Raw genomic sequence first — 24,743 nt, 5'->3', positions numbered from 1 at the left:
CCGGTCCTGGCCCTGGCGGTCCTACGACAACCGGACGACTCCCTGCGCGGACGGGAGCGACCGACGCTGGGGTCATGACAACGACACTCGTGACCGGAGCCACCCGTGGCCTCGGCAAGGAAACCGCCCGCCAGCTCGTCGCCGCCGGGCACACCGTCTGGATCGGAGCCCGGAACGCCGAGCAGGGAGCAGCGGTCGCCGCGGAGATCGGCGCCCGCTCCGTCCAGCTCGACGTGACGGACGACGCCTCGGTCGCCGCCGCGTTCGCACAGGTCGACGCCGCCGGCGGCCTCGACGTCCTCGTGAACAACGCGGGCATCGCGATGTGGGGGCTGAACGGGCCCGACGCGCTCGCCGTGTTCGACACGAACGCCGTGGGCATCGTCCGCACGACCGAGGCCGCACTGCCGATCCTCCGCCGCTCCGCCAACCCGCTCGTGGTGAACATCTCGAGCGCGCTCGGCTCGTTCACCGCGGTCCACGACCCGGAGAGCGCCGCGTCCACCGTGCAGGCCGCGGTGTACGGCGCGAGCAAGTCCGCCGTCACGATGCTCACGGTCCAGTACGCACGGATGGCCCCCGAGGTGCACTTCGTCGCGCTCGAGCCCGGCTACACGGCGACCGAGCTCGGCGGCGTGCCGAACCCGCACGGGCGACCGGTCGAGGTCAGCGCCGCGACCGTCGTGGCCGCCGCCAGCGCGGGCCCGGAAGGCCCGACCGGCGTCCTGCTGGAGGACGGCCACCCCCTCGGCTGGTGACCGCGGTCCGGGTCGCGACCAGAGCCGGACGGGAGGCCCGGTGCCAGCTGGCACCGGGCCTCCCGTCCGGACGTGGTTCCGTCAGATGAACTGACGGAAGTTGGTCGACGCCAGATCGAGCAGCTCGTCGCCGCGGCCGCTCAGCACGGTGCGGATCGCGTAGAGGGTGAAGCCCTTCGCCTGCTCGAGCGTCACCGCCGGCGGCATCGACAGCTCCTGACGGTCGGACTTCACCGACACCAGGGCGGGCCCGTCGTGGGCCAGGGCCGCGGCCATCGCGTCCTCGAACTCGGCGGACTCGTCGACCCGGAAGCCCTTGATCCCGATCGCCTCGGCGACGGCGGCGAAGTCCGGGTTCTGCAGCTCGGTGCCGTAGTTGACGAAGCCGGCGGCCTTCATCTCCAGCTCGACGAAGTTCAGCGACGAGTTGTCGAACACGACGATCTTCACCGGCAGCTCGTTCTGCACGATCGTGATGAGCTCGCCGAGCAGCATCGTCAGCCCGCCGTCGCCCGCCATCGCGATCACCTGCCGGTCCGGGAACGCGGCCTGCGCACCGATCGCCTGCGGGACCGCGTTCGCCATCGTGCCGTGCACGAACGAGCCGATCAGCCGACGCTTGCCGTTCATCGTGAGGTACCGCGACGCCCACACGACCGGGGAGCCGACGTCCGGGATGAACACGGCGTCCTCGGCGGCGAGGCGGTCGAGCACCCGGGCGACGTACTGCGGGTGCAGGGCCTTGTGCTTCCCCGCGGGCACGGCCAGGTCGTCGAGCTTCTCGCGGGTCTTCGCGTAGTGCTTCCTGGCGTCCTGCAGGTGCCGGGTCGGCTTCGAGCCGTGCAACAGCGGGATGAGGGCCAGTGCCGTGTCCTTCACGGTGCCGACCAAGCCGATGTCGACCGGGTGCCGACGGCCGAGCTGGGACCCGCGGATGTCCACCTGGACGTGCTTCGCCTTGGCGGGGAAGAACTGCTGGTACGGGAAGTCGGTGCCGAGCATGAGCACGACGTCGGCGTCCTCCATCGCGCGGTAGCCGGACGCGAACCCGAGCAGGCCGGTCATCCCGACGTCGTAGGGGTTGTCCCACTCGATGTGCTCCTTGCCGCGGAGGGCGTGCACGATCGGCGCCTGCAGACGCTCCGCCAGGGCGACGACCTCGTCGTGGGCCCCGGCGACACCGGCACCCGCGAGGATCGTGACCCGGTCGGCGCCGTTGAGCAGCTCGGCGGTCCGCTCGAGTTCGGCGTCGCTCGGGATCACGCGCGGCGTGGTGCGCTCGATCGTCGTGACGCGGTCGTTCTTCGCCTCGGCCAGCAGCACGTCGCCCGGGATCACGAGCACGGCGACGCCACGCTTCTCGATCGCCTCGCGCATCGCGATCTCGAGCAGGCGGGGCATCTGCGTCGGGTCGGCCACGTACTCGACGTAGACGGAGCACTCGCGGAACAGCTCCTGCGGGTGGGTCTCCTGGAAGTAGCCGGAGCCGATCTCCGCGGTGGGGATGTGCGCCGCGATCGCGAGCACGGGCACGCGGGAGCGGTTCGCGTCGTAGAGGCCGTTCACCAGGTGCAGGTTGCCCGGTCCGCAGCTCCCCGCGCACACCGCGAGGTCGCCGGTGAGTTCGGCCTCGGCGGAGGCGGCGAAGGCGGCCGCCTCCTCGTGGCGGACGTGCTCCCACCGGATCGTGCCGTCCTTCCGGAGCGCGTCGGTGAACCCGTTGAGGGAGTCCCCGGGGAGTCCGTAGATGCGCTGGACGTGGTTCTTGCGGAGGGTGGCGACGATGTTCTCGGCGACGGTTGGCATGCATGTCCTCTCGTGGGGGTCCTGCTTCCTGTGTAGTCCTCGGGCCGCGGGCTCCGCCCGCCGCTGTGTGCTTTCTGATGGTGTTGGCGGGGTGGCCGTGCGTGCGGAGTGCGACGATGGTCGGATGATCGACGACGCGCCGCCGCTCCGCCCACGACGGCGGGAGCCCGACGCCAACGGCATCCTGGTGCGCTCGCCGTACCCGCTGTCCACCGTGGCGATCGGCGTCGGCGCGGTCGTGCTCATCACGATCGTCGGGTTCTTCCTCGGCAGCGTCGACATCGGGCTCTCCGAGGCGCTCAACGGCCTGCACACCGGGTTCGTCGGCGCGGTCACGAACGGCGTCTACCACGCGATCAGCCCGGCGCCGGCGCTCGTCGTCACCGTCGTCGTGACCGGGGTGATCTGGGCGGTGCAGCGGAACGTCCGGCCGGCGGCGGCGTTCGCGGGCGTGGTCGCCATCACGTGGGTGCCGTCGGCGATCGTGAAGGAGATCGTGCACCGGGCCCGACCGGACGTCGCCGTGCTGCCGCACCCGTACCCGGTGCAGCCCGACCCGGGGTACCCGAGCGGGCACACCGTCTTCATGGTCGCGTTCACGATCGCGCTGTGCTGGGTGCTGCGGGACACCCGGTGGCACCGGCTCGCGGTGGTGCTCGGGACGATCGCGGTCGTCGTCGTGTGGTTCTCGGTGACCATCGACGCGGTGCACTACCCCACGGACGCGGTGGCATCGGTGGCGTGGGCGCTCGCCGTGGCGCCGGCCGCCCGGGTGGTCTGGGTGGACTGGCTGATGCCCCGGCTGCCGCTGTTGCGTCCGGCTCGCTCGGGCAAGCTGGATCGCGCGTAGGGGGTCGGAACTCCCGACCGTCCACGCGCGATCCGACTGCCTACGCGCGGAACGGCACCCGTCGACCACGAGCCGCGAGCAGCGCGACCACGGCGATCACCGCGGAGGCGACCATCACGATCGCCAGGGGCGCCGCCGTCGTCGACCCGCCGATGCTCACCAGCGGCGACACGAGGGCGGCCAGTCCGAACTGCAGTGCGCCGAGCACCGCCGAGGCACTGCCGGCAGCGGAGGGCACCGCTCCGAGCGCCAGCGCCGTGGCGTTGCCGAGCACCAGGCCGAGGCTGCCGACCGCGGTGAAGAGCGGCACGGCCAGGAAGAACACCGGCGCGGACGTGACGACCAGCACCGCGAAGGCCACCGTCGACGCGAGCACCAGCACGATGCCGAGCGACAGCACCCCGGTGACGGAACGCTGCTCGGTGAGCTTGGCGGACAGGATGCTCACGCCCATCAGCGCGAACGCGTTGATGCCGAACGCGATCCCGTAGGCGACCGTGCCGAAGCCGATCATGTCCTGGTACAGGAACGGCGACGCCGAGATGTACGCCATCATCACCGCGAACGCGAAGCCGAACACCGCGGTGTAGCCGAGGAACGTCCGGGAGCGGAGGGCGCGGAGCGGTGACCCGGTGGCCTGCCGCTCGACGCGGAGCTGGTCGCGGCGGGCGCGGAGGTGGGTCTCGCGGATCACGGCGAGCACGGCCACGAGCATCACGATCGACAGGCCGAGCACGATCGTGAGCAGTCCGCGCCAGCCGATCGGTCCGGTGAGCAGGCCGCCGAGCAGCGGGGCGACGACGGGAGCGACCCCGCCGACGATCATCATCAGGGAGAACGCACGCGCCGCGGGCTTGCCGGTCGCCAGGTCGGAGATCACCGCCCGCCCGATCACCATGCCGGCTGCGCCGCCGAGGCCCTGCAGCAGCCGGGCGACGATCAGCACGCCGACGTTCGGCGCGAGCACGGCCGCGGCGCTCGCGAGCACGCAGAGCACGGCGCCGGCGATCAGCGGGGGCACGCGGCCGAACCGGTCCGAGAGCGGGCCGAACACGAGCTGCCCCGCGGTCACGCCGACGAGGAACGCGGTCAGCGTGAGCTGCACCGTCGTCGCGGACGCCTGCAGCTCGGTCGTCATCTGCGGGAACGCCGGCAGGTACAGGTCGGTGGCGAACGGGGCCACCGCACTGAGCAGGCCGAGCACCAGCAGCAGCGCGGTGGTGATGCCCTGCTGCCGGGTGGTCGGAGGTGTCGCGGTGTGCGCGCGGATGGAGCCGGTGTCCGTCGTCATGATTATGAAATCATAACCCATGGTCGACCGGCGGTACAGTGCTGCCCATGGACCCCGCGGTGACCGACGACCTGCTCGCCGAGCTCGCCGACGTCGTCCTCCGGATCTCCCGCGAGGTCGACCCGCACGGCACGACCGCGCTCGACATCGTCCCGCTCACCGGCACCGAGGCGCTCGTGATGCGCTGGGTCGACATGCACCCGGGCACCTCGCCGAGCGCCACGGCCGAGGCGACCGCACTGCACCGCAGCAACCTCAGCGTGGCGCTGCGCTCACTGGTGTCGAAGGGCATGGTCGACCGCCGGCCCGATCCCGCGGATGCACGCCTGGTCCAGCTGTTCTCCACCGAGCGGGCCCAGGAGAGCATCGCGATCCTGCACGCGCACTGGGCCCGGAAGCTGCGCGACGCCCTGGGGGCCGACACCGCCGGGGTGCAGGCCGCGTTCGCACTGCTCTCCCGCATCGACGACGGTCTGCGCGGTTAGCCCTGCTCGACCGTAGCGTCGGCGTCGGCGTCGTCCACGTCGTCCTCGATCGGCAGCAGCCGTCGGGCGCCGTGCCCCTCGGCGCCGAGCGCGTCGCCGGGGTTCATCACCAGGCAGGCGTTGAGCGAGACGCAGCCGCAGCCGATGCACTGCGTCATCTCCTGCTGCAGCCGCTCGAGTTCGAGTTGCCGGGCTCGGAGTCGTGCGCGCCACCGCTCGTTGAGCCGGTTCCAGTCCCGCAGCGAGGGCATCCGGTCCTCCGGCAGCGCGGCGAACTGCTCCGCGACCTCGCTCAGCGGGATGCCGAGCCGCTTGGCGACCTGGATGATCGCGATCCGTCGTTCCATGTGCCGCGGGTAGAGCCGGGTCCCGCCGTCCGTGCGCTCCGGGTGGATCAAGCCCTTGCGCTCGTAGAAGTGCAGGGCACTGGCGGCGACCCCGGTGCGCGCGACGACCTCGCCGATCGTCAGGAGATCGGTCGGCCGCGGGTGCGGGATCTCGACCATGGTAGGGATCCTACGAGCGCGGACCCACCGCCCGCTCGATCAGCGCCGCGGCCGTCGCCTCGTCGGCCGCCGAGAACGCCGGTGTGACCGCCCACGAGGTCGGCCAGAACGACCCGTCGTCGAGCTGCGCCGGATCCTGGAACCCGAGCGTCGCGTAGCGGGCCCCGAACTTGGCCGCGTCCTGGAAGAAGAACACCACCTTGCCGTCCTTCGCGTACGCGGGCATCCCGTACCAGAGCCGCGGCGCCAGGTCGGGTGCGGCCTCGAGCGCGATGCGGTGGATCCGCTCCGCGAGTCCGCGGTCCGGCTCCGGCATCTCGGCGATCTTGTCGACGACCGCCTGCGCATCGGCCGCGGCCTTCTCCGCCTTCGTCCCGCCGCGCGAGCGCGCTGCGCGCCGTTCCGCCGCGGCTTCCTGCATCGCGGCGCGTTCCTCGTCCGTGAACGTGCCCTCGGTCTTCGTCGTCCGTGCCATGGTCGTCGCCTCCTCGTCGGGCCCAGTCTGCCTCGCCGGCCGCGCCGACACTTCTCCGAACCTGCTCGGATCCGGGACACGCGAACCTGCTCGGATCCGGGACACGCGAACCTGCTCGGATCCCCGGGACGAGGTGCCAGGCTCGGACCATGACCTACATCGCCAGCGACGACCGCTACGACTCGATGACGTACCGCCGCACCGGCCACTCCGGCCTCGACCTGCCGCTGCTCTCCCTGGGCTACTGGCACAACTTCGGCGACGACGTGCCCTTCGAGAACCAGCGCGCCATCAGCCGCCGAGCGTTCGACCTCGGCATCACGCACCACGACCTCGCGAACAACTACGGGCCGCCGTACGGTGCCGCCGAGGTCAACTTCGGGCGTCTGATGCGAGAGGACTTCGCCCCCTACCGCGACGAGATGATCGTGTCCACGAAGGCCGGCTGGGACATGTGGCCGGGGCCGTACGGTCAGGGCGGCGGCTCGCGGAAGTACGTGCTCGCCTCGCTCGACCAGTCCCTGCGGCGCACGGGTCTGGACTACGTCGACGTCTTCTACTCCCACCGCCTCGACGCCTCCACCCCGCTCGAGGAGACGATGGGCGCGCTGCACACCGCGGTCCAACAGGGCAAGGCGCTCTACGTCGGGATCTCCTCGTACGACGCCGAACGCAGCCGTCAGGCAGTGCAGATCCTCCGTGACCTCGGCACCCCGCTCCTCATCCACCAGCCCTCGTACTCGATGCTGAACCGCTGGATCGAGACCGAGGGGCTGCTCGACGCCGCAGGGGAACTCGGCTTCGGCGTGATCGGCTTCACCGCGCTCGCGCAGGGCCTGCTCACCGGCAAGTACCTCGACGGCGTCCCGCTGGACTCGCGGGCGGCGGCGGGGAAGTCCCTCGACGCGACGAGCATCACGCCCGAGGTCGTCGAGCACCTGCGCGCACTGAACGCCATCGCCGAGGCGCGCGGGCAGTCCCTGGCGCAGCTCGCCCTGTCGTGGGCACTCCGCGACGAGCGGGTGACGTCGCTCGTGATCGGTGCCTCACGGGTGTCGCAGCTCGAGGACAACGTGCAGGCCCTGGCGAACCTGTCCTTCACGGACGAGGAACTCCGCGCCATCGACGAGCACTCCGTCGGGATCACCGACGTCGACCTCTGGGCGGGTGCGCGCGCCGGCGAGGTCTCCTGACCGGCGCGCTTCCTTCCCATCGCATCCGCACTGGGAAGGTAGAACGCGCGTAGGCAGTCGGAAGGAACGACTGCCTACGCGCGTTTCGACTTCCTACGCGCGAAACGCCCGACCGAGCCCCCGCGGCCACAGGACCACACCGCCCGCTACGCCCGCGCCGCCACCCGCCCGCGCAACCGCTCCCGCGTCAGCGCGGGCAGCGTCGAGCCGGTGTCCCGCTCGAGCACGTGCGTGCCCGGCGGCACGATCGCGTCCACCGCGTCGAGCAGCTCGTCGTCGAGGACGACCTCCGCCGCCTGCGCGTACGCGTCCACGTGCGAAGCGGTCCGCGGCCCGACGACGACCGACGCCACGTCCGGGTGCGTCAGCGCGAACCCGATCGACAGCTCGAGCAGGGTCAGGCCGGCCTCGTCCGCGAGCCGCCCGAGCCGATCGGCGGTCTCGAGCTTCCGCCGGTTCCGCGGCGACCCGATGTCGTACACCTCCGGGTGCTGCACCGCGTGCGGCGACCGCGGCTGCACGGTCCCCGCGCGGTAGGCGCCCGCCAGCCATCCACCCGCGAGCGGCGACCCCGCGAGCACCCCGAGGCCGAAGCGCCGGGCCACGGGGAACACGGTGCGCTCAGCCGTCCGCGTGAGGACCGAGTAGGGCACGTGCGTCGCGGTCGCGCTCTTCGCCCCCGATCGGAGCCACTGCGCCTCGACGAGCTCCTCCGCGGGGAACCCCGGGATCCCGAACGAGCGGATCTTGCCCTGCGCGACCAGGTCGGCGAGCGCGTCGAGCGTCTCGTCCAGGGACGTCGCCGGGTCCGGCCGCGCAGGCTGGTACAGGTCGATGACGTCGGTCCCGAGGCGCTCCAGGCTCCGCTCCACCGCGCGGAACATCCACCGCCGCCCGGAACCCCGGTGGGCGGGGTCCTCGTCGACGGGGTCACCGAACCGCACCGACACGAAGACGTCGTCGCGGCGTCCGTCGAGTGCGGCGCCGACGACGGCCTCAGCGAGCCCCGAGCCGTGCGCGTCGGACACGTCGATCGCCGTGATCCCGCGGCCGAGCGCCTCGACCACCAGGTCGACCGCATCGTCCACGTCCCGCGCGGCGACGCCCGCGATGGCACGTGTGCCGAGCGTCAGCGCGCTGACGGGGGCACCCGTCCGCCCCATGGTCCGCTGCTCCATGGCCGTCACGATATGGGTGACCCCGTCCCGACGTGACACTGGTGACGAACCGTGACGAGCCTCCCGGCTGTCGCTCCCGGACATGACGTCCCGTGACGTGCCCTCCCGCGGTCCACGACGCCGTGTGACGGCCCGTTGCGACGGAAGACGGGAGGCTCGACCCACCCCCGTCACGCTGCCTACCGTCCTCGACATGACCCGATCCGACACCGCCCGGCGCACGCTCCGCCGCCGCGTGACCGCGGCGCTCGCCGCAGCCGCCGCGACCGCGGTGCTCCTGGCCGGCTGCTCCGCCGGCTCGACTGCGGCGACCTCCGACACCGGACCCGTCCGCGGCGGCACCCTCGTCTACGCAACGGACCGCGAACCCACCTGCCTCGACCCGCACAACTCCGGCGACATGCCGCAGACGTACATCGCGCGCCAGTACCTGGACTCGCTCGTGTCGCTGCAGAAGGACGGCTCGGTGAAGCCGTGGCTCGCGTCGAGCTGGACGATCTCCGACGACGGCACGCAGTACGACTTCACGCTGAAGCAGGGGGTGGAGTTCACCGACGGCACACCGTTCGACGCCCAGGCCGTCGTGGACAACTTCACGCAGATCCTCGACCCCGCGACGCAGTCGTCGACCGACCTGCTGTACCTGACCGGGTACTTCGACAAGGCCACCGCGATCAGCGACCACGTCGTCCGGATCACCCTGAAGCGGCCGTACTCGCCGCTGCTCGCCGCCCTGTCGCAGGCGTTCTTCGGCATGGAGTCGCCGAAGGCCATGGCGCGGGGGCTCGCCGCGAACTGCGAGTCGCCGGTCGGCACGGGGCCGTTCGAGGTCGCGAAGTGGAACCACGAACGGGACGTCGAGCTCGTCCGGAACGACGCCTACAACAGCGCTCCGGCGGACGCGAAGCACCAGGGCCCGGCGTACCTGGACGGCATCACGTGGAAGTTCCTCAAGGACAACACGACCCGGTACGGCGCGCTGAGCTCGGGCGAGGCCGACGTCATCTTCAACGTGCCGCCGGAGAGCGAGGGACTGGCGAAGGCCGACCCGTCGATCGAGCTGCAGTCGTTCGTGCACTCGGGCTCGCCGTTCAGCCTCGACCTCAACACGAAGAGCGCGGTGTTCAGCGACATCCGGGTGCGGCAGGCGTTCGTGCACGCCTCGGACGCGAAGGAAGCGGTCGAGAGCGCCTACAACGGGGTGTTCCCGTACGAGGGCAACGCCGTCTCCTCGGGCACGCCGCACTACGACGCCGCGTACCACGAGCCGTTCCCGTACGATCCGGCGGCAGCGAAGCGACTGCTCGACGAGGCCGGCTGGACCGGACGGGACGCCGACGGCTACCGGACGAAGGACGGCGAGACCCTCACGGTGAAGCTGCCCTACAACGCGGACTCCGCGGAGACCCCGCCGGCGGACGTCACGATCCTGCAGGACATCCAGGCGATGGAGAAGCGCGTCGGGATCAAGGTCGTGCTGCAGGCGCTCGACTCGTCCTCGATGAACGCGGTGTGGGGCAACCCGAAGGCGTACGACCTGCTCGGGAACTACTGGAACAGCCCGACGCCGCACGTGATGTACATCAAGTACTCGAAGGCGACCTACGACGTGGACAACGGCCAGAACTCGGCGTTCGCGTACGACGACGAACTCGACCGGCTGCTCATCGAGGGCACCGCGACGACCGACCCGGCGAAGCAGGCGACCGCGTACGCGAAGGCCCAGCAGATCCTGACGTCGAAGGGGTGGAGCCTGCCGCTCTACCCGATCCAGACGCGCCTGGGCATCGCCGACCGCGTCAGCGGCGTGTGGATCGAACCCAGCGAGGGCGAACCCGTCCTCTCCGACGCCTACCTGATCGACGGAGGCAAGTGATGGTCATCCGAGTCACCAGACGCATCGTCGAGGCGGTGGTCCTGCTCCTCGCCGTGGGCACGATCGTGTTCTTCCTCGAGCACGCGGTCCCCGGCGACCCCGCGGTCGCGATCCTCGGGGGCGCCGCAGCGCACCCCACGAAGGAGGCCGTGGCCGCGGTCACCGCGCAGTACGGCTTCGACCGGCCGCTCCTGGCGCAGTACGGCGACTTCCTGGCGGGGCTGTTCCGGCTCGACTTCGGCGAGTCGTACACGCTGAAGCAGTCCGTCACGAGCGTCATCGCCGGCCAGATCGGCCCGACGCTCGCCCTCACCGTGACCGCGCTCGTGCTGGCCTGGGTGCTCTCGATCGTGTCGACCCTGCTCACCGCCGGTCGGCCGGGCATCGTCGGCCGGATCGGCTCGGTGATCGAGACCGTCGCCGCCGGGCTGCCGCAGTTCTGGCTCGGGCTCGTGCTGCTCCTGGTGTTCGCGGTGCAGCTGCACTGGTTCCCGGTGATCGGGTCCGGCCCGCTCGGCATCGTCCTGCCGGCGCTGACCCTGGCGATCCCGCTCGCCGGGTTCCTCGGGCAGGTCACCCGCGACGAGTTCGAGGACAAGCAGCAACAGCCGTTCGTCCTCTCCGCCCGGAGCCGCGGCCTGTCCGAGAACGCGATCCGCGGGAAGTACGTGCTCCGGCACGCGGCGCTCCCCGGCGTGACGCTGTCCGGCTGGGGTCTCGGCTCGCTGGTCTCCGGCGCCGTCATCGCCGAGGTCGTCTTCGCCCGACAGGGCATCGGCCAGGTGCTCGTCACCGCCGTGAGCGCGCAGGACCTGCCGCTCGTCATCGGCATCACGTTCGTCGTCGCACTCGTCTACGTCGTCGCGAACATCCTCACCGACATCGCCTACGTCGTGGTGGACCCGCGACTGCGCCGCACGACCGGAGCCGCAGCATGACCACCGCAACGATCGCACCCAGCGAGCCGACGGCCCTGGGCCCGGCCCCGCTCCCGACCGCCACCGGCCCGACCAAGGTGCGCCGAGCCTCCCACCCGTTGCGACGCGTGTCGTTCTGGGTGGCCGCCGCGTTCATCGCGGTCGTCGCGGTGGCGGCCCTCTGGCCGTCCCTGCTCGCGCCGCAGGACCCGCTGGCGATCGACCTCGGCAAGAGCTTCGACGCCCCGAGCGCGCAGCACGTCTTCGGGACCGACCAGTCCGGCCGCGACGTGTACTCCCGCGTCGTGCACGGCGCCGGCCAGTCGGTCCTGATCGGCGTCGGCGCCACGGCCCTCGGGCTCGCCGGTGCCGTCCTGCTCGGTGTCCTCGGCGGACTCGGCGGCCGCGCCGTCGACGCCGTCGTGACCCGCGTCATCGAGGTGCTGTACGCGTTCCCGGGCATCCTGCTCGCGCTCATCCTGATCGCCGTGTTCGGGTCGAGCGCCGGGACGCAGATCCTGGCCGTCGGCATCGCGACGATCCCCGGGTACGCCCGGATGGTCCGCGGACAGGTGCTCGCGGTGCGGAACGCCGGCTACGTGCAGTCCGAGCGGGCACTCGGCCACTCCGCCGCGCACGTCCTGTTCCACACCCTGCTGCCGAACGCGTTCCGGCCGCTGACCGTGCTGGTCACGCTCGGGATCGGGCAGGCGATCGTCTGGGCGTCCGCGCTCGGCTTCCTCGGCATGGGCGTCCAGCCGCCCGCTCCGGAGTGGGGCGCGATGCTCAACGCCGGCCGCAACTACCTGCAGCAGGCCTGGTGGCTCGACTTCTGGCCCGGCGTCGTGATCGTGCTGCTCGCCCTGTCGCTGACCGCCGTCGGTCGCGCCGTGCAGACCCTGACCCAGCCTGGAGGCCCCCGGTGACCACTCCTGACCTGCTCACGCCCGCCACGTCCTCCGCCCGCCACGGTGGCGACCCCGTCGTCGAGGTCCGGGACCTCTCCGTCGCCTTCGGCGACCGCACCGTCGTGCGGGACGTCTCCTTCACGCTCGAGCCGGGGCGCTGCGTCGCGATCGTCGGCGAGTCCGGTTCCGGCAAGAGCGTCACCGCCCGGTCGCTGCTCGGACTGAACGGACCGACCTCGACGACCACCGCCTCCACGCTGTCGCTCGGCGGCCGGGACCTGCGCGACCTGTCCGACGGCGCCTGGCGGAAGGTGCGTGGCAAGGAGGCCGGGTACGTCCTGCAGGACGCCCTCGTCTCGCTCGACCCGCTCCGGAAGGTCGGGTCGTCCGTCGCCGACGCGCTCCGCGTGCACGGCGTCGGACCGCGGTCCGAACGGGAGCGACAGGTGCTCGCGCTCCTGGACCGCGTCGGGGTGCCGTCACCGTCACTGCGGGCACGACAGCTGCCCTCCGAGCTCTCCGGCGGCCTGCGGCAGCGGGCGCTCATTGCGGCCGCGATCGCCCTCGACCCCGCCGTGCTCATCGCCGACGAACCGACCACCGCGCTCGACACCACCGTGCAGGCGCAGATCCTGGCGCTGCTCGACGAACTCCGTGCCGGCGGGACCGGCCTGGTGCTCATCAGCCACGACCTCGGCGTCGTCGAGCAGCTGGCCGACGAGGTCGTCGTGATGCAGCACGGTGTCGTCGTCGAGCAGGGGCCGGTCGCAGCCGTCCTGGGTGACCCGCAGCACGCGTACACGAAGCGCCTGCTCGCCGCGATCCCCTCCGCACATGCGCCGGGAGCGCGGCTGTCCGACGCCCCGCGGGCCGAGCTGGCGCCGCGACCGGCATCGCGTCCGGTCCCGGTCGCCGGCTCGGTGGTGCTGTCGGTGTCGCACGTCACGAAGCGCTACCGCGGGCCGGACCGGGTCGTGCGGACCGTGGTCGACGACGTGTCCTTCGAGCTCCGTGCCGGCGAGACCCTCGGCATCGTGGGGGAGTCGGGCTCGGGCAAGTCCACGACCGCGGCGATCGCCCTCGCGCTGACGCCGCCGTCGTCCGGCGAGGTGCTGTTCGAGGGGCGGCCGTGGTCGGCGCTGCCCGAACGCGCCCGGCGGGCCGACCGACCGCGGATCGCGACCGTGTCGCAGGACCCCCTGTCGTCGTTCGACCCGCGTCGCACCGTCGGGGAGCTCGTGCGGTCGGCCCTGGTCGGGGCGCGGTCCGCTCGGGCAGCCGGTCCGTCGCGGCATGCCGGAGCTGCTGGCGCCTCCGGCGCCGGGACGGACGCCGCACGGGTCGACTCGCTCCTGCAGGGTGTCGGGCTGGACCCGTCGCTCGCCGGACGGCACCCGCTCACCCTGTCCGGCGGGCAGCGGCAGCGCGTCGCCATCGCCCGGGCGCTCGCGACGGACCCCGACGTGCTCGTCCTCGACGAGGCCGTCAGCGCGCTCGACGTCTCGGTGCAGGCCCAGGTGCTCGACCTGCTCGCCGACATCCGGCACGAGTACGGCACCGCCGCGCTCTTCATCTCGCACGACCTCGGCGTGATCCACCACGTCAGCGACCGCGTGCTCGTCCTGCGCGACGGCAGGGTCGTCGAGGAGGGGCCGGCCGACCAGGTCTTCCGCTCCCCACGCGATCCGTACACCCGGGGGCTGCTCGACGCGGTGCCCGGCGTCAGCGTCCACCGGACCCTCCAGGAGGAATCATGACCGTCACGGCACTCCCCACCCGCGCCACGCTGCTGGCGCAGTTCGCCCCCGTGTTCGACCGGATCGCCGCCGGTGCCGTGGACCGCGAACAGACCAGGACACTGCCGCACGAGCAGGTCCGATGGCTCGCCGAGGCCGGGTTCACCGCGGTGACCGTCCCCGTCGCCTCCGGTGGCAGCGGCGCCTCTGCCAGCGACCTGTTCGCGCTGCTCGTCCGGCTCGCCGAGGCCGACTCGAACATCCCGCAGCTGCTCCGCGCGCACTTCTCCTTCGTCGAGGAACTGCTGCTCGACCCCGGCGTCGTCCGGCGCGAGGACTGGTTCACGCGGGTCGCCGCCGGCGAGGTCTTCGGCAACGCCAGCCACGAGCGGAGCAGTGCCGGCGTCGGCTCGCTCGCGACGCACCTCGTCCCGGACGGTGACGGCTGGCGGCTGCACGGCGAGAAGCACTACAGCACGGGCACGATCTTCGCCGACTGGACCACCGTGACCGCGCAGACACCGGACGGCCACACGGTCGGGGTCACGGTCCGCGTGGACGATCCCGGCGTCCAGGTCCGCGACGACTGGAACGGGTTCGGCCAGCGCCTCACCGGCAGCGGCACCACCCGGTTCGACGGCGTGCGCGTCGAGCTCTGGCAGCTCCGACCGGAGCGCGGGGAACGGCGCACCGTGCTGCCGGCGTTCCTGCAGACCGTGCTGCTGGCCTCGCTCGCCGGGGTCGCCGCGGCAGCGTCCCGTGACGCCGCCGCGTTCGTGCGCTCCCGGACCCGGCACTACCAGCACGGGGTCGGCGCCACCGCGGCGTCCGACCCGCTCGTGCAGTCGGTCGTGGGGCGGATCGCCGCGGACGCGATCGCCGCCGAGGCGCTCGTGCTGAGCGCCGCCGCCGCGATCGATCAGGCGCACGACGCGATCGTGTCGGACGCCCTCGACGCGGGAGAGCACATCGACGCGGCCGAGCTCCGGACCATCGCGCTGCAGTCCTCGGTGGTCGAGGTGGCGCTCCGGGCGACGACGACCCTGTTCGAGGTCGGTGGCGCCAGCGCGACCGACCGGGACCGCTCGCTCGACCGGCACTGGCGCAACGCCAGGACCCTGTCGTCGCACAACCCGGTCGTGTTCCAGCAGCGGGTGATCGGCGACCACCTGGTGAACGGCGCTCCCCTGACGTACTTCTGGGCAACCGGCGAGGCCCGCTGACCGCTGCGGACCCGCGAGACTGGTGCCGTGCACTTCTCCCTCGGCGACGACCGTCCGGACCTCGACGAACTCCTCGCGCTGTACGGGGCGGTGGGATGGACCGCGTACACCGACGACCCCGGACGGCTCCACGCCGCGGTGCTCGGATCCCACCTCGTGCTGACGGCGCGCAGCGAGGGCGGGGAGCTGATCGGTCTGGTCCGCACGGTCTCCGACGGTTGCACGATCGCGTACGTGCAGGACGTGCTCGTCGCGCCGTCCGCGCAGCGCGCCGGCGTCGGGGCGGCGTTGCTCGGTGCGGTGCTCGACCGGGTCCGTGACGTCCGGCAGGTCGTGCTGCTCACCGACGACGAGCCGGGGCAGCGCGCGTTCTACGAGTCCTGCGGCTTCACCGAGGCCCACGACGTCGAGCCGTCCGGGCTGCGGTCGTTCGTCCGCTTCGCCGCCTGACCCACGCCGAGACCAGGACCACTCCGACAGGGCGCGAGTTACACTTGTGAGCACAAGTGTCACGATGTGGACGCCGTCGTGACAGATCGGAGACGGGATGAGCTGGCCCTCCATCGACACCGAAGAACTGTGGTTCGAGTCGAAGTACGCCGGGTTCGGCATCGCCGCGAGTCGGCGGAGCACCCTCGGGCACCCGTACCGCGCCGCTGTCCCGCCCGTCATCGCGGCGCTCGACCCCGTCGTCTCGTCGGCGACCGCCGCCCTGGTCGACGACGCAGTCGGGGCGTTGGTCCGGTTCGACGCGCAACTCGGTGGCGAGATCGCGCCGTTCGCATCGCTGCTCCTGCGCTCGGAGGCCGCGGCATCGTCCCAGATCGAGCACCTGACGGCGAGTGCTCGAGCCATCTTCACCGCCGAGCTCGGCGACGACTCGAGGCAGAACGCTGCGCAGATCGTGGCCAACACGCGTGCGATGCAGAGCGCGCTCGACCTGGCCGACGAGCTCACGCCGGGATCGGTCCTGGCGATGCACGGGGTCCTCCTCGACGGAGACCCGCACCACGACGCCGGGACCTGGCGGGACGAACCCGTCTGGATCGGTCGGAGCGCGGACAGTCCGGCAGGGGCCGAGTTCGTCGCGCCGGCCTCGGAACGTGTTCCGGCGCTCGTCGACGACGTGATGGCGTTCGCCCGGCGCAACGACCTGCCACGCCTGGTCCAGATCGCCGTCGCGCACGCACAGTTCGAGACGATCCACCCGTTCACGGACGGGAACGGCCGGACCGGCCGCGCGCTCATGCAGGCGATGTTCCGCGGGACCGGCCTCACGCAGAACGTCACGATCCCGGTGTCGGCCGGACTGCTGACCGACACTGCCGGGTACCACGCGGCACTCGATGCCTATCGCGCAGGCGACATCGAGCCGATCGTCGTGGCGACGGCAGAGGCGTCGTTCCGTGCCGTCAACAACGCCCGGGTGCTCGTCGACGACGTCCACGCGGCCCAGGCGCGGTGGCGCGAGCGTGTCACCGCGCGGTCGGACTCGGCCGTGTGGCGGGTGCTCGAGGTCGTGGCGCGGCAGCCCGTGCTCACCGCCGCATCGCTCTCCGTCCAGCTCGGCGGATCGATCAACGTCTACCGCGCGCTCGACTCGCTCGTCGCGGCGGGTGTCCTCGTGTCGAAGAACGAACACAAACTGCGCGCGACGGTGTGGCGGAACGACGACGTGCTCGGCGCACTGGACGCGTTCGCACGCCGATCCGGCCGTCGGGGCTGACGACTGCCCGCGATCCGCCGCTGGTACCCTCGGAGGACGCAGTGTGTATCTACCGGCCGCCGCACCTCGGCGGACAGCGGCGGCACCCGATGGGTCCGCGGAACGAACGTGGGCCGAGAAGGCACACCACGACATGCTCCAGGCGCGCTCCTCTGACGCTTCCCTGATCGCCCACGCCGGGCGGTCGTACTTCCCGATCGCCTTCATCGCCAGGCTCCCGTTCGCGATGATGGTCGTCGGCGTCCTGACGCTCGTCGTCGCCTCGCGGGACTCGGTCGCCCTGGGCGGCATCAACTCCGCGTTCGTCGGCATCGGGTCGGCGGTCTTCGGCCCGATGGTGGGCGCCGCGGCGGACCGGCTCGGCCAGCGGAAGGTGCTCGTCCCCGTCGGCATCGCGAACGGCGTGCTGCTCGGGGTGTTCCCGCTCGTCGTGCAGAGCGCCGCCCCCGACCTGGCCGTCCTGGCGATGTCGTTCTGCATCGGGGCGTCGGCACCGCAGGTCGCGCCGATGTCCCGCACCCGGCTCGTCGCGATCATCCGGCAGCGGATGGCGAAGGACCGCCACGAGAAGGTCCTCAGCGGCACGATGGCGTACGAGTCCGCAGCGGACGAGACGGTGTTCATCATCGGCCCGTTCCTGGTCGGCCTGCTCGCGAGTGCGATCGCCCCGTGGGTGGCCGTCGCCGGTGCATCCGCGCTGACGTTCGTCTTCGTGACGGCATTCGCGTTGCACCCGACGGGCAAGCTGGCGGTCGGGCAGCACGCCGAGGTCGTCCAGGCACCGGCGCGGCAGCTCCTCCGACCGCGGCTGGTCGTGGTGGTCGTCGGAATCCTCGGCATCGGGTTCTTCTTCGGCTCGACCCTGACCTCGTTGACGGCGTTCATGGGCACGCACGGCGAGTCGTCGCAGGCAGGACTCCTCTACGGGCTGATGGGCATCGGCTCGGCCGGGCTGGCACTCGGATCGGCGGCGTTCCCGCGGTCGTTCGGCGTCGGGTGGCGCTGGCTGGTCTTCGGCGTGGTGCTCCTCGGTGGTGCGATCGCGTTCGCGTCGGCGGACTCGGTCGTGGCGGTCGGCATCGTCCTCGCGGTGATGGGCATCGGCATCGGCCCGACCCTCGTCGCGCAGTACAGCCTGGGGTCCGACCGCTCCCCGGTGGGCCGGTCCGCGACCACGATGACGATCCTCGGCTCGGCCGTGATCGTCGGGCAGTCGCTGACCTCGGCCGTCGTGGGAGAGGTCGCCGAGCGCTCCGGCACGTCGGCCGCGATGCTCTTCCCGGCGATCTCCGCGGCGATCGTCGTCGTGGCGGCCGTCGTGAACCTGCTCCTGTCCCGCCGCCGCTGACCCGGGGGCCGATCCGCACGGCGGTTCCTTCCCACACCGCGTGCACTGGGAAGACGAACCGCGCGTTGGTGGTGGAAAGGAACGACCACCTACGCGCGATTCAACTTCCCACGCGCGGGGCGGGGGCGCGGGGCGGGGGCGGCTAGGACTCGGTGTCGTCGACGAGCAGGTCCTCGTGCCGGTAGTCGCCCGAGCGGACGCCGGCGCGGGCGATCATGTGCGTGGACACCGGCACCAGGAACAGCTGGAACACCATGATCGGCAGGACCACCCAGAGCGCCGTCCACGTCCACACCGCGACGACGATCGCCGCGAGCCCGAACGCCAACCCGAGCACCTGGGGCTTCGCCATCGCGTGCAGTCGGACGAGCGGGTCGGGGAACCGGACGATGCCGACGCCCGCGCCGAGGGACAGCAGGGACCCGACGAGCAGCAGCCCGAGCGCGATCCACGCCCGGACGCCGGCGGCGTCGACGAAGGACTGCAGGATCTCGATCACCGCTCGCTCCGTTCCGGGGTCGTGACGTCCGCGCCGTCGTCGGAGGGGTCGGACGACGGCGTGACCGCACGGGCGACGGCGATCGTGGCGAACACGCTCGTGGCGGCGATCACCACGAGGACGGGGATGCCGGTGAGGTCCTGCCGGATCACCATCGCGGCCGCGATCACCACGAGGACGGTGGTCAGGACCATGTCCGAGCCGATCATCCGGTCGAGGATCGTCGGGCCGCGGACGATCCGGAACACGGCCAGCGCCAGGGTCGCCCCGAGGAGCGCCAGGACCAGCGCGATGCCGATCCCCATGACGACGACGGCGGCGCTCACCGGGTCACCTCCGGCAGCGGCTCGGAGAGCTCGGCGAGGTCCCGCTTCGACCCGAGGGCCTTGATCACGAGCATCTCGATCCCGAGCGCCTCACGCTTCGCGGCTTCCACCTGGCGCTCCTGTTCGGTGTCGAGGACGTGCAGCAGCAGTCGGCGACGCCCGAGGTCGACGTCCGCGACGTAGGAGCCGGGCACCAGCGAGACCGCGAGCGTGGCCAGCGTGAAGGTCATCTCCGAGGTGGTGTGCATCTGCACGAGGACGATCGAGCTGCGCCGGACACCGCGGGGCCGGAACGCCACCCAGGCGACGCGGAACGACGCGGCGACGACGAGTCCGGACCAGATGACCAGGAACCAGAGGGTGTGCACGATCGAGAACCGGGCGGACAGGGGGACCGGCGGCAGCGGCAGCGCCTGTGTCACGAGCAGCGCGACGACGACGCCGCAGAGCAGCGTGAGCGGGGTCCACGACCCCCAGAGCAGCGCCCACAGGACGGTCAGCCCGAGGACGAGCGGCACGTCGTACCGCCACGCGACGGCGATGCGCCGGGCGTTCGTGATGCGTCGGGTGTCGTTCGTCACGGGCGCTCCCCGAGGACGGCCTGCACGTACTGCGTCGGCGACTCGAGCGATTCCGCTGCGCGGGTCGCGTAGCCGTAGAGCGGACCGGCGACGACGGTGAGCGCGACGGACCCGAGCACCGCGACGGTCGTGACGCCGACCAGCATGCGGGGCAGGCGCGCCTTCTCGTCGGTGCCGGGGGTCGGTCGGGAGGCCGCGCCCGCGGGAGCAGCGTCGGTGACCGTCACCGAGCCTCCGGTCAGGACGGAACCGTCCGTCTCGGACACGGTGACCGGCGCCGGTTCCGGAGCACGGAGGTGCTCGTGCGGCTCCGCGACGGAGGCGTGCGGTGCGGCCGGCTCGGCGGCCGGCTTCGGCCGCCAGAAGGCGGCGTCCCACACGCGCATCAGCGCGTAGAGCGTGAGCAGCGAGGTGACGACGCCGGCGCCGATGGTCACGTAGGCCATCGGGCTGCCGTCGAGCGCCGCGGCACGGAACAGGCCGAGCTTGCCGATGAAGCCGGAGAACGGCGGGATGCCACCGAGGTTGAACGCCGGCACCAGGTACAGCGCGGCGAGCAGTGGGGCGGCCTTCAGCAGCCCGCCGAGGGACCGGGTCGAGGTGGTGCCACCGACCCGTTCCATCAGCCCGGACACCAGGAACAGCGTGGTCTGCACGACGATGTGGTGGACCGTGTAGAAGACCGCGGCGGCGGTGCCCGAGACGGTACCGAGTCCGATGCCCATCACCATGAAGCCGATGTGGCTGATCAGCGTGAAGGACAGCAGTCGTTTCACGTCGGTCTGGGACACGGCCCCGAGCACCCCGACGACCATCGTCAGCGTCGCGACGACGAGCAGGACGGTGTTCAGCTGCGGCTGGGGGAAGATGATCGTCTCGAGGCGGATGATCGCGTAGATGCCGACCTTCGTCAGCAGGCCCGCGAACACCGCCGTGACCGGTGCCGGAGCGGTCGGGTAGGAGTCCGGCAGCCAGAACGCCAGCGGGAACACCGCCGCCTTGATGCCGAACCCGATGAGCAGCATCGTGTGGAGCAGCAGCTGCACGTGCTCCGGCAGTCCCGCCATCCGCTCGCTGATCTGGGCGATGTTGACGGTGCCCGTCGCGCCGTACACGAGCCCGATCGCGGAGAGGAAGATCGCCGACGCGATGAGGCTCGTCACGATGTACGTCGTGCCCGCGCGGACCCGCTGTTCGCTGCCGCCGAGGGTGATCAGCACGTAGCTCGCGACCAGCAGCATCTCGAACGCGACGTAGAGGTTGAAGAGGTCGCCCGCGATGAACGAGTCGAGCACGCCGGCGGCGAGGACCAGGTAGGTCGGGTAGAAGATCGTGACCGGGGCCTCGCCGTCGTCCGCCGCCAGGCCCTGCCCGATGGAGAACAGCAGGACGATGAGCAGGACGCTCGCGGACACGGTCAGCAGCAGCGCGCTCAGCCGGTCGACCACGAGCGAGATGCCGTACGGGGCGTCCCACCCGCCGACCTGGACGACGATCGTGCCGTGCTGGTCGACGAGGACCATCAGCGTGGCGGCGACCGCGAGTGCGACCACCAGCACGCCGACCGTGATCGCACGCTGGAGCTTCTGGTGGCGGAGGAGCCCGAGCGCGACCGCCGCACCGAGCAGCGGGACGAGGACGAGGAGCGGGACCAGGGCGGTCATCGGGAGTCCTCTCGCTCGTCGTGCGGTTCGTGGTGGCGCTCGTGGTCGTGGGCGATGCCGTCGTCGGCGTCGGACTCCGGGTCCGTGTCGGTCTCCGGGTCGTCCTCCTCGGCGCTGGAACGGTCGCGGCGGATGGCGACGTCGGCCTCGTCGACCTCGACCTCGTCCGCGCGGGACAGCGTCCACGAGCGGTGGATGAGTGCGAGCAGGAACGCGCTGACGGCGAAGGTGATCACGATCGCGGTGAGGGCGAAGGCCTGCGGGAGCGGGTCGGTGATCCCCTTGGAGGACTTCCCGATCGGCGGGTCACCGGCCGCGCCGGACATCACGAGCAGCAGCAGGTTGAGGGCGTTCCCGAGGAGCAGGAACCCGAGGAGCATCCGGGTCAGGGATCGTTCGAGCAGCAGGTAGACACCGGCGGCGAAGAGGACGGCCATCGCGATGACGAGGACGAGCGTGATGGTCATGCGGTGACGCCTTCCTGCTCGGGGCTGCCTTCGATCGTGTCGTTCGTGGGGACGCGGGAGTCCTCGAGGCGCTGCCGGTCGACCTCGGCCCCGAGGCTGCGCAGCACGTCGAGCACGAGACCGACGACGACCAGGTAGACGCCGATGTCGAAGAACGTGGCGGTGACGAACTCGACGTGCCCGAGCACCGGGACGGTGGCTTCGAAGAACTCGGAGTACAGGGCTTCCCGGCCGAAGAACAGCGGCACGATCGCGGTGATCGCCGCCGTCGCGACACCGAGCCCGAGCAGGCGTCCGGCGCGCACCGGGGCCGCGGCACCGAGTTCGGCCGGACCGCCGGCGAGGTAGCGGGCGGCGAGGGCGATGCCCGCGACGAGCCCACCGGCGAAGCCGCCGCCCGCGGCGTTGTGCCCGGCGAAGAGCAGGTACACGGACAGCACGATGAGCCCGTGGAAGAGCAGGCGGACGACGACGTCGAGCAGTGCCGAGCGGCCGGTCGGCAGCGCGGCGCTGGTCGGGAGCCAGGCGCGGGGCTCGCCGTCGGGGCGGTGCTTGTCGCTCGTGACGTCGTTCGGCAGGTCGCGGAGGCGGGGGAGCGTGTCCTCGCGGGAGTTCACGAAGATCAGGCTTGCGACGCCCGTGGCCGCGGCGACGACCACCGTGAGCTCGCCGAGGGTGTCCCACCCGCGCAGGTCGACGAGCGCGACGTTCACGACGTTCAGGCCGTGGCCGAACGAGCTCGTCAGCGCCGGGATGTCCGGCCAGATCGGCTCGGCGGTCCGTGCGGATGCCGCGACGATCACGACGATCGCCAGGGTCACGCCGGCGAGTGCGGCGAACAGGGCACGGAGCAGGCGGAAACGCGACGGGTTCGCGGTGGCGATGCGCGGGGGCAGGCGGCGGAGGACCAGGACGAACGCGATGAGCGTCACGGTCTCGACGACGAGCTGGGTGAGCGCGAGGTCGACGGCGCCGTGCAGGACGAACAGCACGGACATCCCGTAGCCGGTGACCCCGACCAGGACGGCCGCGGCGAACCTGGTCTTCGCGGTGGTGACGGCGATCGCGGCGACCGACATCACGATGACGACCGGGATCTGGCCCCACGAGTCGGCGAACCGGATCGAGAACTGCCACGGCCCGCCGAGCACCAGGTTGGCGAGTGCCCCGGCGACGAACACCGACAGGATGACCGTCAGGTAGTAGGGCAGCGAACCGCGCTGCAGCCCCGCGGTGACGGCCGTGGCGCCGCGGTCGAGCCCGCGCATGACGTGCCGGTAGGTGTTCGCGGCGCTCGGGAACCCGGCGAGACGGTGCTGCAGCGCCTCGACGCGGGTGCGCGCGGCGAACAGTGCCAGGCCGCCGACGAGCGTGATCGCGGAGATGCCGAGCGCGGGCTCGAGGCCGTGCCAGAGCGCCAGGTGCGGCACGTCACCGGCGCCGCGCATCGACGCCGCGGTGGCCGCCGGCTCGATGCCGTGTGCGACGACGGGGGTGAGCAGGCCGAGCGCGAGACCGGTCAGACCGAGGATCGAGGGCACCACGCCGAGGCCGTGCAGCGCGTGCGGCTCGGTGGCCTCGACGTCCGGCTTCGTCCCGAAGGCGCCCCAGAGGAAGCGCAGCGAGTAGGCGACGGTGAGGACCGATCCGACCGTGATGCCGACGAGTGCGAACCACGCCCAGCCGGCTCCGGGGCCGTGCAGCGCGTCGATGAAGCCCGTCAGGACGGCTTCCTTCGCGACGAATCCGATCGTCGGCGGGATGCCGGCCATCGACACGAGTGCCAGCACGGCGACCGTCGCGAGCCAGGGCATCCGCCGGCCGAGTCCGCTCAGGCTGCCGAGGTCGCGGGTGCCGGTGACGTGGTCGATCGTGCCGACGACCAGGAACAGCGTCGACTTGAAGGTCGCGTGGGCCACGAGCAGGGCGACCCCGCCGAGCGCGACGGCCGGCGTGCCCCACCCGGCGGCGAGCACGAGGAAGCCGAGCTGGGCCACGGTGCCGTACGCCAGCAGGAGCTTGAGGTCGGTCTGCCGGAGCGCCCGGTACCCGCCGATGACCATGCCGAGCACGCCGAGCACCGTGATGGTCTCGCGCCAGCCCTCGAGCAACGCGAACGCGGGGGCCAGGCGGGCGACGAGGTAGATGCCCGCCTTCACCATCGCCGCGGCGTGCAGGTAGGCGCTCACCGGGGTGGGGGCCGCCATCGCCGCCGGCAGCCAGAAGTGGAAGGGGACGATGGCGGACTTCGTCAGGGCCCCGGCGAGGACCAGCACCACCGAGACCGTGACGATCGTGCCGGTCGGTGCCTGGGCGACGATCGCCGAGAGCTGCGTGGTGCCCGCGGTCACCGAGAGCATCACGAGACCCGCCAGCATCGCCAGGCCGCCGGCCGTGGTGACGACGAGGGCCTGCATCGCCGCGGCCCGGCTCGCCCGCTTCGCTGCGTCGTGCCCGATCAGCAGGTACGAGAAGACCGTCGTCGCTTCCCACAGGACGAAGAGCACGATGACGTCGTCGGCGATCACCAGGCCGTACATCGACCCGGCGAAGGCGGTCAGGACCCCGGCGAACCGGCCGAGCCCCGGCTCCTTCGGGCCGAAGTAGGACGCGCAGTAGACGAGGACCAGCGCACCGACGACCGACACGACGAGTGCGAGCACCCACGACAGGGCGTCGACGCGGAAGGCGATCGCCAGGTCGAGCTGCGGGATCCAGGTGGTGGACTCGGAGACGCCCGCGTGCAGGGCCCGGTCGGTCTGCGTGACCGTGAGCACCGCGGCCGCCGCGGGGGCGAGTGCTGCGACGTAGAAGACGCGCCGCCCGAGCAGCGGCGTCAACGCCGGGACGACGAGGGCGACGACGGCGAACGCGACGAGGACGGTGACCATGGGGCGCCTCCTCGGGGTCGGGCGTGCAAGTCCGGCTCT

The 24,743-nt window shown here is 71.8% G+C and carries 23 protein-coding genes; 12 read left to right on the top strand and 11 right to left on the bottom strand.

The features are described from left to right. Positions 1–74: 74 nt before the first annotated feature. A complete protein-coding gene (locus ACIPJY_RS06835; protein ID WP_400466217.1) occupies positions 75–758 on the top strand; it encodes an SDR family NAD(P)-dependent oxidoreductase in 684 nt (227 codons plus the stop codon). Positions 759–839: 81 nt separating this feature from the next. Here the strand turns inward: ACIPJY_RS06835 and poxB are convergent, their stop codons facing one another. Further along, a complete protein-coding gene (gene poxB / locus ACIPJY_RS06830; RefSeq protein ID WP_400466220.1) occupies positions 840–2,564 on the bottom strand; it encodes a ubiquinone-dependent pyruvate dehydrogenase in 1,725 nt (574 codons plus the stop codon). Positions 2,565–2,688: 124 nt separating this feature from the next. On the opposite strand from poxB, the gene ACIPJY_RS06825 reads away from it, so the two are divergent. After that, positions 2,689–3,414 carry a phosphatase PAP2 family protein gene (locus ACIPJY_RS06825; RefSeq protein WP_400466223.1) on the top strand — a complete coding sequence of 242 codons (726 nt, stop codon included), beginning with the start codon at positions 2,689–2,691 and terminating at the stop codon, positions 3,412–3,414. Between the two features lie 40 nt (positions 3,415–3,454). Here ACIPJY_RS06825 and ACIPJY_RS06820 read toward each other — a convergent pair whose 3' ends face one another. Further along, positions 3,455–4,705 (bottom strand): multidrug effflux MFS transporter, encoded by a 1,251-nt coding sequence (locus ACIPJY_RS06820; RefSeq protein ID WP_400466226.1) that lies wholly within the window; start codon positions 4,703–4,705, stop codon positions 3,455–3,457. A 47-nt stretch (positions 4,706–4,752) separates the two neighbouring features. On the opposite strand from ACIPJY_RS06820, the gene ACIPJY_RS06815 reads away from it, so the two are divergent. Beyond that, entirely contained in the window at positions 4,753–5,190 is a 438-nt protein-coding gene (locus tag ACIPJY_RS06815) for a MarR family winged helix-turn-helix transcriptional regulator (RefSeq protein WP_400466229.1), read from the top strand. Here the strand turns inward: ACIPJY_RS06815 and soxR are convergent. Continuing rightward, positions 5,187–5,696 (bottom strand): redox-sensitive transcriptional activator SoxR, encoded by a 510-nt coding sequence (gene soxR / locus ACIPJY_RS06810; RefSeq protein ID WP_400466232.1) that lies wholly within the window; start codon positions 5,694–5,696, stop codon positions 5,187–5,189. The genes ACIPJY_RS06815 and soxR overlap by 4 nt on opposite strands. Positions 5,697–5,706: 10 nt before the next feature. Then, positions 5,707–6,171 carry an iron chaperone gene (locus ACIPJY_RS06805; protein ID WP_400466235.1) on the bottom strand — a complete coding sequence of 155 codons (465 nt, stop codon included), beginning with the start codon at positions 6,169–6,171 and terminating at the stop codon, positions 5,707–5,709. 149 nt (positions 6,172–6,320) lie between these two features. Between ACIPJY_RS06805 and mgrA the strand changes: the two genes are divergently transcribed. After that, positions 6,321–7,364, top strand: coding sequence for an L-glyceraldehyde 3-phosphate reductase (mgrA, locus tag ACIPJY_RS06800; protein WP_400466238.1), 1,044 nt, complete (start codon positions 6,321–6,323; stop codon positions 7,362–7,364). Positions 7,365–7,510: 146 nt separating this feature from the next. Here mgrA and ACIPJY_RS06795 read toward each other — a convergent pair whose 3' ends face one another. After that, positions 7,511–8,542, bottom strand: coding sequence for an aldo/keto reductase (locus ACIPJY_RS06795; protein ID WP_400466241.1), 1,032 nt, complete (start codon positions 8,540–8,542; stop codon positions 7,511–7,513). Between the two features lie 193 nt (positions 8,543–8,735). Here ACIPJY_RS06795 and ACIPJY_RS06790 point away from each other — a divergent pair, with 193 nt between their 5' ends. From ACIPJY_RS06790 to ACIPJY_RS06755, 8 genes are all read left to right on the top strand, one after another. Further along, positions 8,736–10,418 carry an ABC transporter substrate-binding protein gene (locus ACIPJY_RS06790; protein WP_400466244.1) on the top strand — a complete coding sequence of 561 codons (1,683 nt, stop codon included), beginning with the start codon at positions 8,736–8,738 and terminating at the stop codon, positions 10,416–10,418. Beyond that, complete coding sequence (locus ACIPJY_RS06785) at positions 10,418–11,356, top strand: ABC transporter permease (RefSeq protein WP_400466247.1); 939 nt, start codon at positions 10,418–10,420, stop codon at positions 11,354–11,356. Before ACIPJY_RS06790 ends, ACIPJY_RS06785 begins: the two co-directional genes overlap by 1 nt. Beyond that, positions 11,353–12,261 carry an ABC transporter permease gene (locus ACIPJY_RS06780; protein WP_400466250.1) on the top strand — a complete coding sequence of 303 codons (909 nt, stop codon included), beginning with the start codon at positions 11,353–11,355 and terminating at the stop codon, positions 12,259–12,261. The genes ACIPJY_RS06785 and ACIPJY_RS06780 overlap by 4 nt, the downstream gene beginning before the upstream one ends. Then, positions 12,258–14,000 carry a dipeptide ABC transporter ATP-binding protein gene (locus ACIPJY_RS06775; RefSeq protein WP_400466252.1) on the top strand — a complete coding sequence of 581 codons (1,743 nt, stop codon included), beginning with the start codon at positions 12,258–12,260 and terminating at the stop codon, positions 13,998–14,000. Before ACIPJY_RS06780 ends, ACIPJY_RS06775 begins: the two co-directional genes overlap by 4 nt. Continuing rightward, on the top strand, positions 13,997–15,202 hold the full coding sequence (locus tag ACIPJY_RS06770) for an acyl-CoA dehydrogenase family protein (protein WP_400466255.1): 1,206 nt from the start codon (positions 13,997–13,999) through the stop codon (positions 15,200–15,202). The genes ACIPJY_RS06775 and ACIPJY_RS06770 overlap by 4 nt, the downstream gene beginning before the upstream one ends. 27 nt (positions 15,203–15,229) lie before the next feature. Further along, on the top strand, positions 15,230–15,652 hold the full coding sequence (locus ACIPJY_RS06765) for a GNAT family N-acetyltransferase (protein WP_400466258.1): 423 nt from the start codon (positions 15,230–15,232) through the stop codon (positions 15,650–15,652). A gap of 97 nt (positions 15,653–15,749) precedes the next feature. After that, entirely contained in the window at positions 15,750–16,928 is a 1,179-nt protein-coding gene (locus ACIPJY_RS06760) for a Fic family protein (RefSeq protein ID WP_400466261.1), read from the top strand. A gap of 133 nt (positions 16,929–17,061) precedes the next feature. Then, positions 17,062–18,276, top strand: a complete 1,215-nt coding sequence (locus tag ACIPJY_RS06755) for an MFS transporter (RefSeq protein ID WP_400466264.1) — start codon at positions 17,062–17,064, stop codon at positions 18,274–18,276. Between the two features lie 142 nt (positions 18,277–18,418). Here the strand turns inward: ACIPJY_RS06755 and ACIPJY_RS06750 are convergent, their stop codons facing one another. From ACIPJY_RS06750 to ACIPJY_RS06725, 6 genes are read right to left on the bottom strand one after another with little or no spacing between them, the layout of a single operon-like run. Beyond that, on the bottom strand, positions 18,419–18,775 hold the full coding sequence (locus tag ACIPJY_RS06750; protein ID WP_400466267.1) for a cation:proton antiporter: 357 nt from the start codon (positions 18,773–18,775) through the stop codon (positions 18,419–18,421). Further along, on the bottom strand, positions 18,772–19,101 hold the full coding sequence (locus tag ACIPJY_RS06745; protein ID WP_400466269.1) for a sodium:proton antiporter: 330 nt from the start codon (positions 19,099–19,101) through the stop codon (positions 18,772–18,774). Before ACIPJY_RS06745 ends, ACIPJY_RS06750 begins: the two co-directional genes overlap by 4 nt. Further along, on the bottom strand, positions 19,098–19,682 hold the full coding sequence (locus ACIPJY_RS06740) for a Na+/H+ antiporter subunit E (RefSeq protein ID WP_400466272.1): 585 nt from the start codon (positions 19,680–19,682) through the stop codon (positions 19,098–19,100). The genes ACIPJY_RS06745 and ACIPJY_RS06740 overlap by 4 nt, the downstream gene beginning before the upstream one ends. Then, positions 19,679–21,346 (bottom strand): Na+/H+ antiporter subunit D, encoded by a 1,668-nt coding sequence (locus ACIPJY_RS06735; protein WP_400466275.1) that lies wholly within the window; start codon positions 21,344–21,346, stop codon positions 19,679–19,681. Before ACIPJY_RS06735 ends, ACIPJY_RS06740 begins: the two co-directional genes overlap by 4 nt. Continuing rightward, positions 21,343–21,813, bottom strand: a complete 471-nt coding sequence (locus ACIPJY_RS06730) for a Na(+)/H(+) antiporter subunit C (RefSeq protein ID WP_400466278.1) — start codon at positions 21,811–21,813, stop codon at positions 21,343–21,345. The genes ACIPJY_RS06735 and ACIPJY_RS06730 overlap by 4 nt, the downstream gene beginning before the upstream one ends. Continuing rightward, positions 21,810–24,704: a Na+/H+ antiporter subunit A gene (locus ACIPJY_RS06725; protein WP_400466281.1), complete on the bottom strand. Its 2,895-nt coding sequence runs from the start codon at positions 24,702–24,704 to the stop codon at positions 21,810–21,812. The genes ACIPJY_RS06730 and ACIPJY_RS06725 overlap by 4 nt, the downstream gene beginning before the upstream one ends. Between the last annotated feature and the right edge of the window lie 39 nt (positions 24,705–24,743).

This window comes from Curtobacterium sp. NPDC090223, from assembly GCF_044746585.1.
Taxonomy (GTDB): domain Bacteria; phylum Actinomycetota; class Actinomycetes; order Actinomycetales; family Microbacteriaceae; genus Curtobacterium.
Note: the sequence above shows the minus strand (reverse complement) of the source record. Positions and strands in the feature narration are given on the sequence as shown.

Coding starts and splice junctions, on each gene's coding strand:
- soxR (WP_400466232.1), bottom strand. CDS start 5,696: ATGGTCGAGATCCCGCACCCGCGGCCGACCGATCTCCTGACGATCGGC.
- ACIPJY_RS06735 (WP_400466275.1), bottom strand. CDS start 21,346: ATGACCGCCCTGGTCCCGCTCCTCGTCCTCGTCCCGCTGCTCGGTGCG.
- ACIPJY_RS06835 (WP_400466217.1), top strand. CDS start 75: ATGACAACGACACTCGTGACCGGAGCCACCCGTGGCCTCGGCAAGGAA.
- ACIPJY_RS06725 (WP_400466281.1), bottom strand. CDS start 24,704: ATGGTCACCGTCCTCGTCGCGTTCGCCGTCGTCGCCCTCGTCGTCCCG.
- mgrA (WP_400466238.1), top strand. CDS start 6,321: ATGACCTACATCGCCAGCGACGACCGCTACGACTCGATGACGTACCGC.
- ACIPJY_RS06730 (WP_400466278.1), bottom strand. CDS start 21,813: ATGACCATCACGCTCGTCCTCGTCATCGCGATGGCCGTCCTCTTCGCC.
- ACIPJY_RS06795 (WP_400466241.1), bottom strand. CDS start 8,542: ATGGAGCAGCGGACCATGGGGCGGACGGGTGCCCCCGTCAGCGCGCTG.
- ACIPJY_RS06805 (WP_400466235.1), bottom strand. CDS start 6,171: ATGGCACGGACGACGAAGACCGAGGGCACGTTCACGGACGAGGAACGC.
- ACIPJY_RS06820 (WP_400466226.1), bottom strand. CDS start 4,705: ATGACGACGGACACCGGCTCCATCCGCGCGCACACCGCGACACCTCCG.
- ACIPJY_RS06770 (WP_400466255.1), top strand. CDS start 13,997: ATGACCGTCACGGCACTCCCCACCCGCGCCACGCTGCTGGCGCAGTTC.
- ACIPJY_RS06755 (WP_400466264.1), top strand. CDS start 17,062: ATGCTCCAGGCGCGCTCCTCTGACGCTTCCCTGATCGCCCACGCCGGG.
- ACIPJY_RS06780 (WP_400466250.1), top strand. CDS start 11,353: ATGACCACCGCAACGATCGCACCCAGCGAGCCGACGGCCCTGGGCCCG.
- ACIPJY_RS06790 (WP_400466244.1), top strand. CDS start 8,736: ATGACCCGATCCGACACCGCCCGGCGCACGCTCCGCCGCCGCGTGACC.
- ACIPJY_RS06760 (WP_400466261.1), top strand. CDS start 15,750: ATGAGCTGGCCCTCCATCGACACCGAAGAACTGTGGTTCGAGTCGAAG.
- ACIPJY_RS06785 (WP_400466247.1), top strand. CDS start 10,418: ATGGTCATCCGAGTCACCAGACGCATCGTCGAGGCGGTGGTCCTGCTC.
- poxB (WP_400466220.1), bottom strand. CDS start 2,564: ATGCCAACCGTCGCCGAGAACATCGTCGCCACCCTCCGCAAGAACCAC.
- ACIPJY_RS06825 (WP_400466223.1), top strand. CDS start 2,689: ATGATCGACGACGCGCCGCCGCTCCGCCCACGACGGCGGGAGCCCGAC.
- ACIPJY_RS06815 (WP_400466229.1), top strand. CDS start 4,753: ATGGACCCCGCGGTGACCGACGACCTGCTCGCCGAGCTCGCCGACGTC.